We start from the raw sequence: 13,150 nt of genomic DNA, 5'->3' as shown, positions 1-13,150 counted from the left end.
AAACCGGTCAGTACCTACTCGGCGAAGTACTGCTTCGACTGCCGGCCGGTGCACCGACGGCCGCCGCCACCGTGTCGCAAATGTGGCTCTGCGGACTATTACACCGCTGGTCTCTGCCAACGGTGCCACCCCTTGGCACCGGCACTTCCCGACTCCTGCCCAGACTGCAACGCCTGGGGCCTGCTACGGAGCAGCAGCGGGATTTGTCTGGCCTGCCGCGCCTGGCGAAAGGCCTACCCCCGCCAAGGGGCGTGCCAATTGTGTGGGTCCGTCGCCTACCTGCACACAACCATGATGATCTGCAGGCTGTGTCGTTGCCAGGCCCCGTTGGTGCGCAAGAAGGCCATCCCCCTGGCCGTGAAGGCGGCCAACCAGGGCGGTCAGCAGCTCTTTCTCGCAAACGCTGACCAGCGCCTGCGGCTCAGCACCACGCGCCGTTCGCCGCCCCCGCGCCCACCTCAGCCCGGCCTGTCGCCGATCCGTCCCGTCGACCACCGCCAGCTCACCTTGATCGACCCGCCCCGCGATCTGGCCGCCGGTCTTCACGCCGGCCTTCCGTCCCCACCGGACGTGGCCCTGGCCGAGGCCTTCGAGCACTTCGTCGCCGAGCACGCCGAACGGTACGGCTGGACCCCTGCCACCTGCCGCAATGTCCGCCGCGGCCTGCGCATCGTCCTGACTCTTCAGGAAACACCCGGCGCACGGATCAAGGCCAGCGACATCCTGCTCCTGGGCCAAGTCCCCAGCGCGTTCCAGGTCGCCCGCACGATCGAGATCGTCGAGCTCGCGGGCATGCTCGACGACGACCGGATTCCAGCGATCGTCAACTGGTTCGACACGAAGATCGCTGGCTTACCCGGCCCGATGCAGGAAGAACTGCGCGTCTGGTTCGAGGTGATGCGTCATGGCAGCACGAAGCCACCGCGGCGACGGCCTCGCCGCGAGGGCACCATCAGGATGAAACTCTCCAGGGCGCTGCCTGCCCTGCGCCGGTGGGCCGACCAGCACACCTCGCTCCGGGAGATCAGCAGAGACGACGTCCTGGCGGTGCTGCCCGCCAGTGGGTCGCCCCGGGTCGGTGCTGTGCAGGGCATTCGCTCGATCTTCACGGTGCTCAAGGAACACAAGCTCGTCTTCACCAACCCCACCGCCCGGATTCAGACTGGCCCACCGACGCCCACCATCCCCCTGCCGGTCGACCTCGACGCGCTCCGCGCCGCGATCCACTCCAGCAATCCGGCCCGCGCCGCGCTCGCGTCTCTGCAAGCCTTCCACGCCCTGCGCTCACGTCAGCTGCGTCAGCTGCAGCTGACCGATCTCCTTGATGGCCGGCTGCACATCGACGGCCGGGTGATCCCTCTGGCACCCGAGGTGCGAACACGCCTGGTGGCCTGGCTGGATCACCGCAACCAGCGCTGGCCACGCACCGCCAACCCTCATCTGTTCATCACCACCGACACCGCCATCCGCACGGGCCCGGTCAGCCATACGTGGATCAATGAGATCATCGGGATATCCCCTCAAGCCATTCGAGAGGATCGCATCCTCGACGAGGCGATCGCCACCGGTGACGTACGCAGAATCTGCGACCTGTTCGGCCTCACCGTCGAGGCCGCCCTCCGCTACACGGAGCGAGGGGGACCGGCACGGTAAGCACCGGTTGGGCTACATCCTGACCTGTACGACCCAGCAGCGCCGGTACCGTCTTGGGAAGCCCACGTCAGGATGCGCGACGAGCACCTCGCCGCGGGCCAATGTGCGAGTGCGAACGTGGCCGCGTGGGGCTTAGGCCTACCAGACCAAGCGATCTGTCGGCGCCGCACTTGGCCCTGGCCTGCCCGCGCCCCGGCAACTGCTCCGCCAGGCGGCGACGTTACCGGGCGCGGTGTGCTGCAGCTGCACGCGGACGGCGTCGACCAGCTGCGCGGCGCGCTTCCACGCGTCGACGTCGACGGCGCGCTCGTCGGGACGGGCCGAACCCGCGACCTCGGGGGAGCGCCGCCATTCGGGGTGTCGGGTTGGGTCGGACCGGGGCGCCCTGCCGTGATTACTCACGGTGGGTTTCCCCGGCCCACCCGCCGCACCCGGCGTGCGCGTCTCCACGCACCGGGCGCTCCACGTGCCTTGCCCGCTGGTCAGGTTCCCGCGGGTTCGGAGGACCAGGGGGTCGGAATGTTGCCGCCGCGATAGCGGTAGCGTTCGATCTTGACCTTGGACGCGCCGGCGAAGGCGGTCCCCTGGTGGGCGATCCTCCAGCCCTGGCGCCCGGCCTGCTCAGGGCGTGCGGCCTCGCATCAAGCTCGATTTTCGGCGGTCAATTCTTCGCTTTTCGGATACCTCACCACTTCGACATAAAGGATACGCAGCCATTTTGCGGCTATAAATGACATTTGCTGATCTAATTCCCCACCTTCATCTCTAGTATTGACAGTGGTCACGGCGCCTTTCATAGTCGATAAAGGATTTCCCGCTCTTTCGATTCTTTCCAGCGAAAGGATTTCTGTGCCCGCGGAATTGGTGGACGCGTTTTTCTCGGTAACAGACTCCGGCGCCAAGGTCGGGTTCGTGGTCCAGGGCGGGCAGGCGGCCCGCTTCGGGTGGGCCGAAGAGCGGATGCTCGATCACTACGCTCCCTTGCTGGGGAAACGGTGGCCGGCGCTCCCGGCGGCCTTCACCGGCGGATTCGACGCCGCGCTCGCCACGCCCGCGGACGACCCGTGGACGATGGTGTTTCGCGGGAGCCAGTGCCTGCGGCTGCACCCGGTGGACGGGTCGGTCGGCCAGGTCGGCTCGATCGACGGCCAGTACCCGGGACTGCCGGCCGCATTCCGCGCCGGGATCGACGCGGCGCTGCCGGCGGCCACCGCCGGAGAGGCCTACTTCTTCAAGGGCGGCCAGTGCGTGCGCTACGACCTGCGCTCGGAGATGCCGGTGGAGACCATGTCACTGGCCGACACCTGGCAGGGGCTGAGCGCCAAGGCCCCCGCCTTCGTCAACGGGATCAGCGCCGCCGCCGTCAACCCCGTGACGGGTAAGGCCTTCTTCTTCAAGGGCTCACAGTTCGTGCGGGTCGCGTTGAGCACCCGGACCGTCGAGACGGCCGCGGCCCCGGTCGACGAGGGCAGCTGGCCGGGGCTGCGGCGCACCTTCAGCCCCGGCCGCGTGTACGTGGTGCAGAGAATAGGGGAATCTGGCGACCCCATATCAGCGGCTGTGGTGGACCTTGCGACGCGCACCGTGACCGGGACGCTCGACATGCCCCTCAACGTCACCCGGAGCATCAGCCCCACCCCGGACGGCCGGTTCCTCTACGTGGCAACCATGTCCGGCTACGTCTGCGTGGACGCAGCGAACCATCAGGTCGTGGCGACCTTCCCCCGGCTGATCTCGTATGACCCAGCCAACGCCTACAGCCCCGACGGGACGCACTACCACTTCACCTCCTGGCAACAGAACGGCGACTCCTCCTACTCCAACTATCTGGAGACGGTGCAGGTCGGCACGTTCAACGAGGTAAGCCGGATCGAGCTCAAGGCAACGGTTTTCGCCGGGGCCACGACGACGGAGAACTCCAGCCGGGCACCGGTTGTCCTCGGAGGGCCGTACCGGATCGCGCCGCACCGGGATGGGCGGTTCGTCTACATCAGCGGGGGGGTGATGGGCCGCGGCCCGATGGTGGCCGAGGTCGATCTGGAGCAGAAGCTGGTCCGCCAGCTCTTCCCACTGTCCGGACAGACCGCGCCTAACGACCTGGCGCTCTCCCCGGACGGCTTGGTCGCCCACACCGCCGCCGGCGGGCGCACACTGGCATTCAGCACGCGCACCGGAGAGATCCTCCTTCAGGGCGTTCTGCCCGCCTCCAGGGAGCTCGCGCTCACTCCGGACGGCAGCACCCTGCTCTGCCTGCCCAACGCGGACGGTGAGGGTGTCCTGGTCGCCGACCCGGCCACACATCAGCTGCAAGACCGCATTCCGATCGAGGCGACCGGCGGGCGCGGCACCGGCTCGGGCCTCTCCCTCAGTCACGGCGGCGCGTTCGCCTACGTCGCCGAGGTGTCCGAGGATTCCGGGTACTCGCTTGCCGTGATCGATGTCGAGGCGCGCCAGAAGGTCGCTTCCATTTCTCTGCCCGGAGACCGTGTGTTCTGGGCGATCTTCGCCCCGTTCTGACCTGGGCGGCTCGGCGCCGCCCTTGGCGATCGCCGGGTGGCAGGAGCCGCCATGGGCCGCGGACCTGGCCGCCGACGGTCGCCGCACGTGCCCTTCCCCTCGTTCGCTGCGCTGCCCGAGGCGGCATGCGGCCCTCGATCGGCGGGAAAAGCGAAAAAGGAGAGCCTGATGTCCCTGCCTGAGCGCATGTCGCTCGTCGAGCTGATCAACGAGTTCTTCGGGGAGCCGATCGAGTTGCCGGCCGCGCTGGTGCCGATCCTGGAAAACGTCCACCAATACCAGAACCTGCCTGCCGGGGAACGGCTGGTCACCGCGCGGTCCCCGGGGTATGACGATCCGGCCCAAGGCAGCCCGGTGGACGCGGTGTTCATCCAGACGAAACGAGTCGGCGGCTCGGGTGCCATCGGGCTGCTGCTGGATGTGCAGCTGCGCTTCGACGGCTCGAGCCTGGCCCTGGTGGGGGAGGTGGTGCCCAAGGGCGCGATCGTCTTCCCCAGCCTCAAGATCCTCTGCCTGGACCGGACGCTGAACGTGGGCGAGGTCAACCAGCTCAACGGCCTGCTCGCCGGCTACGGTGTGGCGGCGCGCTTCCCGGTGCCGAACGCGATGAGCGCCGATGTGTGGCCGAAGTACTTCGCCGCCGCGATCACCTGGCAGCTGGGGGGCGGCGAGATGCCCGCCCTGTCGATCTGGCTGGACAAGGACAAGGACGACGATGACGAGGCGAAGGAGGAGGAGGAGGAGATCTCCTTCCCCGGGCTGCCGAAGTCCTTCGGGCCGCTGACGATCTTTGGGGTCAAGCGCGGCCGGGACAAGGCCAAGGACTACCTGCGGGTGCTGCTGGTGGCCGAGCTGAAGGTCGGCGGGCAGGTGTTGCAGCTCGACGGGCTGGGCTTCATGATCCCGCTGACGGCGAAGGGGTTCGTGCCCAGACCCGAGCTGATCGGGGCCGCGCTCAGCATCCGCCGTGACACGCCGCCGCTGACGATCAACGCGGCGCTGCGCTACACCGGCCTCGGCGATGACGCGATCTCCTACGGGCTGGCCGGGCTGGTGCGGGTGGAGACGCCGGCGCTGTCGGTCATGGGGGCCGGAGCCTGGTCACGCACGGCCGACGGCCACCAGATGATCTTCCTGTACGCGGAAGCGCTGCTGACCTCGGGCGCGTCGCTGTTCGGGCCGCCGCCGTTCACCGTGACCGGGCTGGCGGCCGGATTCGGCGTCAACAGCAGGATGCGCCCGCCGGAGGTGGCCCAGCTTCCCAGCTTCCCGCTGCTGGCCCGGCTGGAGGAGGCGCCGAAGGTCCCCGGCGAGCCGCCGCCCCCGCCGCCCGAACCGCTGGAGGTGCTCAACGACCTGACCAGCAGGACCGGCTGGGTGCGGCCGGAGGCGGGCTCGTATTGGATCGCGGCCGGGCTGACGTTCACCTCGTTCCGGTTCATCGAGACCCGCGCGCTGGCGGTGATCGAGTTCGGCAACCGGCTGAACGTGATGCTGCTGGGCCGCACCTCGATCACGCTGCCGAAGAACGCCGACGCCTCCAAAAAGGTGCACGCCCAGCTCAACATCGACCTGCGGCTGGCGTTCCTGTCGGAGGAGCACAAGCTCAGCCTGGAGGCCGCCGTCGGCCCCGGCTCGTTCGTCTTCACCCAGTCGGCCGAGCTGACCGGCGGCCTGGCGTTTTGCGTGTGGACCGGCGGCGGCCGCGGCGGCGACTTCGTGATCACTCTCGGCGGCTACCACCCGCAGTTCAACGCGATCAAGCCCGCGTACTACCCGAACCCGGCGCGGCTGGGGTTCCGGTGGCTGCCGTGCAGCCGGGTCGTGGTGCAGGCGTCCGGATACACCGCGCTCACCCCGGGCGCGATCATGTTCGGCGCCGCGCTCGCCGCCCGGTACGAAAAAGGCGTGCTGAGCGCCTGGTTCACCGCGCACGTGGACGCGCTGATCCAGTGGCGGCCGTTCTACCTCGACCTGGCGCTGGGCATCTCGATCGGCGTCGCCGCCACCATCAAGGTCTGGTTCGTCAAGGTGCGGGTGTCCATCGAGGTCGGCATCACTCTGCAGTTCTGGACGCCGCCGACCGGCGGCCGGGTCTCGGTGAAGGTCTGGTTCATCGGATTCAGCTTCGACTTCGGCGCGGGCCGGGCCGGGGCGCCGCCGGTGCCGTGGAGCGAGTTCCAGGTGCAGCTGCCGTCGCCGCTGCGCACTACCCCCGTCAAGGGCCTGCAGCCGGATGTGGACAAGGACGAGAGCGAGGCGCGCACCGCCCGCGAAGCCCCGCTGCTGGTCTCCACCGACGGGTTCGTCTTCGAGACCGAGGCGGTCATGCCCTCCTCGGAGATCTCGATCAACGGCGAGGTCTACGCCACCGGGCCGACGGTGACCATCCGCCCGATGCGGCTGACGAACGTCACCTCCAAACACATCGTGACCCTCACCCGGTTCGAGAACGGCGCCGAGACCGAATTCGACCCCGGCGCCAACGACTGGCTCCTGGAGAAGATCTACCGCGACGTGCCCCGGTCGATGTGGGGGCGGGTGCTCGACAAACCAGGCGACGCGGCGACCGAGCCGGGCCTGGAGCCGGGCCGCCTCAGCGGCGTGCGCTTCACGGTCTCGCCGCCCGAGCTGGGCGCGGGCGTCGGCCCCATCAGCTCCCGCGTGTTCAAATACGAGCCGCTGGAAGACGGCGACATGCCGCTACGGGACGGTGCGGTCGCCGGCCCGGCCCCGCGCCCGGACGAGGCCAGCATCACTACGATCGCCCGCACGCTCGCGGCGGAGGCGACCGCGCAGCGGCGCACCGCCGTCCACGATGCATTGGCCCGGCTCGGGGCGGCCCCGGGTAAGGACACCGACGGCCTGCTCGGCCACTACGCCGAACTGGTCGGCCGCAGCATGACCAGCTCGCCGCTCATCACCGACGCCCCGGCCTCCGCGAGGTGAAATCCATGCCTGAGGACAACTCCCCCGAACTGCACGTCACCTTCAACGACCACTTCACCCCGCACGCCACGGCCGGGATCTACACCGTGCGCGCCCGGCAGGAGCTGTACAAGGAAAACGGCGAGCGCATCGACACCGGCGAAGAAGCGCTGCCGGAGTCTGCGCAGCGGTTCGAGATCCGCCCGGTCCGGTTCGTGCTGAAAAGCGCGTCCGTGCACGCCCTCTACCCTCCGGCGGGCAGCGCCGGCCGCTACGGCACCGTGCTGCCGCACATCACGCTGAGTCGCGCTGTCCTGCCGTGGGAGCGGGAGCTGACCGGCACCCGGGCACGCGAGCACGCGCCCTGGCTGGCGCTGCTGGTGTTCGCCGAGGGTGAGCTGCCCGGCGACGAGAGCGCGATGGGCCAGAGCGCCCGCCGCACCGTCGCCGACCTGATCGACCCCGCCGAGGCGGGGGTGATCGGCCCGAATCTGGGCGGTCCCTCCCTCACCCCGGAGGTGCTGAGCAGCAAGTGCGAGACGATCGACGTGCCAGCCGGGGTGTTTCGCGCGGTCGTCCCCTACCAGGACGAGCTGTACTACCTGGCGCACGTGCGCGACGTGAACGTCCCGACCCGCCGCCAGGGCGGCGAGGACATCGTCGAGGGCCGTTATGCGGTGATCACCGCGAACCGGTTCGCCCGCGTGCCCGGCCGCTACGCCGTCCACCTGGTGTCGCTGGAGGGCTATGAGCCACACGCCGCGCCGAACCCGCCCACCGGCCACGACGCTGTGCGGCTGTGCGCCCTGTGGTCGTGGTCGTTCCACCACGCCCCCGACAGCGTCCTGGACATCCCCGGCCTGATCACGAACCTGGTCGCCCCCAGCCGCACCGACCGCGAGAACCTCGCTTTGCGCGTCAACGTCCCCGCGCCGGAGGGCGAACCGGAGGCGGCCGAGGCGTATGCGCGAGAACGGCTGAGGCTGGGGTATGCGCCGGTGCCGTTTCGGACGCTGTCGGGCGAGGCGACCTACGCCTGGTACCGGGGACCGTTCACCCCGGTCACCGCGCCGCAGGTGCCGGATCCCGGTCTCGCGCCCGGGCACACGACGGCCGACCACGCCCTGATCTACGAAGAAGAACACGGCCTGTTCGACGTCAGCTACGCCGCTGCGTGGACGCTCGGCCGCACCCTCGCTCTGGCCGATCCGGACTACGCGGCGCAGCTGGCGCGGGCCCGCCGCGAGATCGCCAACCGGGCCGCGGTGCTGCGCAAGGTCGCCGCCGACCTCACGCGGGCCGGGCGTTCGCTGGAGACCGGGCGGAGCCTGCGGGCGCTGCGGGAGCTGGCCGAGGCGGCGGGCGGGCAGGCGCTTGCCGAGGCGCTGGCCGCCCCGCAGGCGGAGGAGCCGCTGCCGCTCCGGCCGCGCCGCCGGTCCGGGCGGCTGACGACGCAGGCGATCCTCGCCGACGAGCGAAGCGTCTCAGCGCTGCGCGAGGCGGCCGAGGAGCACGTCGGCTCGATGCCGGAGTGGCTGGAGGGGCTCAGCCGTTTGGCCGGTGTCCCGTTCGCCTACCTGGTGCCGGATGCGCGGATGTTGCCGCCCGAATCGCTGCGCATGTTCCGGATCGACCCGGCCTGGGTGCGGGCGATGTTGGCGGGCGCGGCCGACGTCGGCCTGCACACCTCCCAAGACCTCGCGCTCGATGCGCAGATTCGCAGCGCCGTGGGGCGGCGGCGCAATGCGGCCCTGCCCGCCGCCGGGCTGCTGATCTACTCCACACTGGTCCGGGCCTGGCCCGACTTCCCGATCTTCGCATTCGCCGGCGGCACCGACGGCGCGGAGGGCGCGCAGCCCGCCGAGCTGCGCCGCGAACGGCTCGCCGACGACGTGCTGCTGTGCCTGTTCGACGCCGTCCCGGACCGCCTCGAGATCCGCGAACCCGGCCAGGGCATCCACTTCGGCCTCGACCAGGGCGACGTGATCGGCCTGCGCAGCCTCGGCGGCACCGGCCGGCCCCCGCTCGGCACACCGCTCGAAGGAGAGACCTTCCCCGAACGCGGCGACGGCGCCGATGACGATGGCGACACCGTGTTCACCCGATACCTGCGGCCCCGCCCCGCCGGGCAGATCCCGGACGTGCTGCGGCTGCGCGGCACCGATGGGTTCGTGCCGGGCCTGGCGGCGGCCTTCGACCGGCCCGACCTCGCTCCGGGCGAGTTCGCCCTCCAGCTGGTGAACGCGCCGCTGGTTCAGGAACTGCGTCCCCTCTCCGATGGGAGCCTGTGATGTCTGACACCGACCTGATCGTTGCTGTCCAGGTTCACGCGCTGGTCGTCAACGACCCGGTGCGCCAGCAGGAGAGCTTCCAGCGCTGGGCGCTCAACTTCGACGCGATGCTCGGCGAGGACAAGCAGGCCGCCGAGCCGCCGCCCGGCCACACCGACGACTTCGGCGATGGCGTGTACGTGCAGTGGCAGCTGCCGGAGGCGCTGACGTCCGGTCACTACGATCCCGACACCCAGGAGACGACGTTCCCTCTGGTGCCGAACCGGTGGCTGGTGGTGCGGCACTACACCGTGCCCGGCGGGTTCCCCGGCGAGGGGCAGCGGCGGGCCGCGGCCTGGCTGGTGCACAGCGACTATCTGGAGTTGGCCCACGGCGGCGAGCACTGGGGCACGGTGCAGTTCCCCTCGCCCGACCCCGACTCCGACACCGGCGGGCTACGGGTCGACTTCCTGGGCCGCGTCCACGACCTGCGCGAGGGGCCGTGGATCGAGCCGGAGCCGGTCGAGCCGTTCCTGACCGCGGTGGGCCCGGGCGTGCTCGGCTTCGCCGCCTTCCAGCCCTACCAGCAGGATGTGTTCTCCTTCCACGACGACTTGAGCGACCTGGTCGGCTACGGGCACAACCAGCCCGCCACCACCGCGCTCGGCTATCTGGTCGTCGGCTGGTATTCCGCCGACGACATCGACATCCTGAGCAAGGCCGCCGACATCCCCGGGCTGATCCCGCCGGACGCACCCGGCCTGGCGGGCGTGCTGGCGGGCCTCGGCTGGCACCTGCCCGGCCTCACCGACGACCCGCCCATCCCCGCTCCGCAACGCTCGGTGTATGCCGGGACCGCGCTGGGCATCCCGTGGGAGTACTACGCCCTCGAGGCGCCTGTCTCCGCCCGGCCCGGCCACGATGGCATGAAGGTCGCGTTCGGGCACAGCACAGCGGACGCGCTGGAGAAACTGGCCGCCCACCAGACCCGCTCGGCCCGGACTGGCGAGCTGCTGAGCGCCCTGTACAGCGGGACCATCGACCGGCTGGACGAGGGCGACGGGGACGTCGACGCCGACGATGTCACCAAGCACGCCTGGTTCTCCTCCCGCGCCGGCGGCTACACCTGGCTGGTCGTCCCCCGCGGCACCGACGGGCCGCAGCCGGCGCGCGCCGCCCCCGCCCAGCCGGTCTGGCTGGATGAGCTGAACGCCGACCAGGCCGAGTTCGAAGCGCACGCACTGGAGCTGGATCACCTGCAGGAACGGCTGCGCACCCTGTGGTGGATGAAGGACCTACCCAACCGGCCGGCCGGCTTCACCGAGGCGGCCGAGCAGCAGCTTCAGGAGGCCACGCCCGGCACCCTGGCGCACCGGGCCGTGACGGCGGCGGCAAGCATGCGGCGGATCCTCGAAGACAAGAAGCTCCCGCACGCCACGACGCCGGAGGAGCTGGAGCCGCAGATCGCCCGCTACGCCGCCGACCGCGGCCTGCCGGCGACCCTGGAGTTGCGCCGCGCCGCCCGGGAGTCCTACTACCGCACCACCGACCCCGCCATGGTCATCGCGGGGGGCGGGGTGAACCAGCCGCTCACCCGCGCTCCGGACGACCCGCTGCCCTGCCGGCTGGAATCCACCCTGGTCGAATCCATCGTGATCAACGGCGTACCGGTCGCGGCGCCGCAGCCGCCGCCGCTCGGCCTCATCCAGGCCGTCCCGGCGCGCGCGAGCCGGGAGGCGGCGCGCCCGCCGGTGACGCTCAACGGGCACAGCGCGCCGCTGGACCTGGGCGAGCTGGCCGGGCCGGTCGCCGCGCTGTTGCGCGAGTTCACGCTGCTCGACCTGGCCGCGATCACCCCCGCTGACGACGGCTCGGGGCGATCGGCGCTCGCGGTCGCCCTGGCGGATCCGAGCTTGGTGACCGGTACGATCGCCGAGTACACCGCCGTCTGGAAGCAGCCGTGGCTGCCCATGTACGTCCAATGGGACCTGCGCTATCACGCGGTGCCGTACATGAGCGACGGCCAGGCGAACTGGGCATTCAAAGACGACGCCTATGAGTGGCTCGGCACCGGCGCCGACCCCGGCGACGGCTACACCGGGCCGACCTGGCTGCCGTTCGCTGGCCGGGCGTTCGTCACCCCGGCCGCGCCCTACGTCGTCTCCTCCCAGATCGACCGGCTGCTTCAGACCTACGCGGCCGACGACGCCGGGGCATTGCGCACCCTGCGCGCCGACTACGGCGCGATGGACCTGCTCTCGCAGACCCTCGACGGCTTCAACGACCATCTGCTGATGCGCGACACCGGGGTGCGCGCCCGCATCCCTGAGGACACCGTGCGGCTCACCGGCGACGCCGGGCACGTCGCCGACCCCGGCGCACCCGGCGACGACTCCCACTCCCGCTTCCAGCCGGTCCGCGCGGGCCAGTTCTACTTCCGGGACCTGCGCATCATCGACCGGTTCGGCCGCTGCGCGGTCATCACCAGCACCCCGGACCGGTTCAAGACGTTCCCGCCGCTGCCGGCGACCAGCATGACCCCGACCCGAAAGCTCGCGGACGACATCGAGAACTCCCAGCGGTTCATCCAGCTGCCGCCCCGGCTGCTGCATGAGGCCCGGGTCCGGCTGGAGCTCGCCCGCGGACAGGACGACACGGCGCTGCTCGCGGGCCGGGCCGCGCCCGCCGGGCCGGACTCGCCGCTCACCGGCTGGCTGCTGATCAACCACCTCGACGACAACCTGCTCATCTACGGCCCCGACGGCGACCCGGTCGGTGAGCTCCGGATCATCCGCGGGACGGCAGGCGAGGAGGCTGTGGAGTTCACTCCGTTGCCCGGCTCGCCCTACCGGCGCGAAGACGATCCGGCGTTCGAACAACAGCATCCCCACCTCGCCCCGTTCGTCCGGGAACTGGTCGGCCCGCCCGGCCGGTATGCGGCGCTGCTGGCCACCATCGACCAGACGCTGGAGACCATCGTCGCCCCGTCCGCCGAAGACGACCGGACCCCGGCGCGGCTCACCGGGCGCCCCGTCGCGATCTACCGCACCCGGCTCAGCCTTCAGCTGCGCGGCCGGCCACTGCCCAATCCCGGCTGGGACCAGGCGCTGAAGCCGGACCCGGAGGAGGACCCGAACTCCGACCAGCAGGAGTACCTGACCTACACCTGGCCGATCCGGCTCGGCGAACCCGACCAACTGTCGGATGGGCTGATCGGCTACTACGCCAGCGCCACCGGCCCCGGCGGCCAGAGCGACTACACGCGCCTGCACGTGGCCGCCCCCGCCACAGACGACCCGTACCTGGTGAAGATCGGCAACGGCGAGCATCTCGCGCTGCCGGCCCGGCCGCCCGGCCAGGAGGTCATCCACCACCTGACGATCCTCGCCGACCCGCACGTGCCCGTGCACGCCACCACCGACATCCTGCCGGTGACCGAGCTGCGGCTCCCCGGTGACCTGGCGCACCAGGCGCTGCGCCGGATCCGCGCGGCCTTCCGCCTCAACCCGCTGCTCGCGCCCGTCCGCGTCCCCCCGCCACCGGAGCAGGAGAACCGTTCGGAAGGACAGGAGCATCTCGTCGTCGTGCAGCCCGCCGCCTACCACGGCACCTGGACGTGGGCGCAGCCGCACACCGACCCCGGCGACGGCGCCCTGAGCTGGACGGAGCTGCCGCTGCTGGCCGCTGATGCCGCCGCCCACCCCGGCGATGCCGTCCCGCACGCGCGCGCCGGCTACCTGCTGCTGCACCCGGCCGTGACCGACATCCCCGAACAGCCCTGA

The 13,150-nt window shown here is 70.7% G+C and carries 6 protein-coding genes; 5 read left to right on the top strand and 1 reads right to left on the bottom strand.

Annotated elements, in window-relative coordinates:
• Positions 1-330 precede the first annotated feature (330 nt).
• Positions 331-1,653, top strand: a complete 1,323-nt coding sequence (locus tag ACFQVD_RS00150) for a hypothetical protein (RefSeq protein WP_343961891.1) — start codon at positions 331-333, stop codon at positions 1,651-1,653.
• Between the two features lie 641 nt (positions 1,654-2,294).
• Here the strand turns inward: ACFQVD_RS00150 and ACFQVD_RS00145 are convergent.
• The gene (locus tag ACFQVD_RS00145) at positions 2,295-2,438 is read right to left on the bottom strand and encodes a hypothetical protein (protein WP_343961889.1); all 144 of its coding nucleotides are present in this window, start codon (positions 2,436-2,438) and stop codon (positions 2,295-2,297) included.
• Positions 2,439-2,502: 64 nt separating this feature from the next.
• On the opposite strand from ACFQVD_RS00145, the gene ACFQVD_RS00140 reads away from it, so the two are divergent.
• The 4 genes from ACFQVD_RS00140 to ACFQVD_RS00125 all read left to right on the top strand — a co-directional run bounded on the left by ACFQVD_RS00140 (position 2,503) and on the right by ACFQVD_RS00125 (position 13,150).
• Positions 2,503-4,170, top strand: coding sequence for a hemopexin repeat-containing protein (locus tag ACFQVD_RS00140; RefSeq protein ID WP_343961887.1), 1,668 nt, complete (start codon positions 2,503-2,505; stop codon positions 4,168-4,170).
• 168 nt (positions 4,171-4,338) lie between these two features.
• On the top strand, positions 4,339-7,119 hold the full coding sequence (locus ACFQVD_RS00135; RefSeq protein ID WP_343961885.1) for a DUF6603 domain-containing protein: 2,781 nt from the start codon (positions 4,339-4,341) through the stop codon (positions 7,117-7,119).
• Positions 7,120-7,124: 5 nt separating this feature from the next.
• Entirely contained in the window at positions 7,125-9,389 is a 2,265-nt protein-coding gene (locus ACFQVD_RS00130; protein ID WP_386274056.1) for a hypothetical protein, read from the top strand.
• Positions 9,389-13,150: a hypothetical protein gene (locus ACFQVD_RS00125; protein WP_343980102.1), complete on the top strand. Its 3,762-nt coding sequence runs from the start codon at positions 9,389-9,391 to the stop codon at positions 13,148-13,150. Before ACFQVD_RS00130 ends, ACFQVD_RS00125 begins: the two co-directional genes overlap by 1 nt.

It is taken from the genome of Streptosporangium amethystogenes subsp. fukuiense (assembly GCF_042665875.1).
In the GTDB taxonomy this organism is placed as follows: Bacteria; Actinomycetota; Actinomycetes; order Streptosporangiales; family Streptosporangiaceae; genus Streptosporangium; species Streptosporangium fukuiense.
This window is presented reverse-complemented; position numbering and strand designations above follow the sequence as displayed.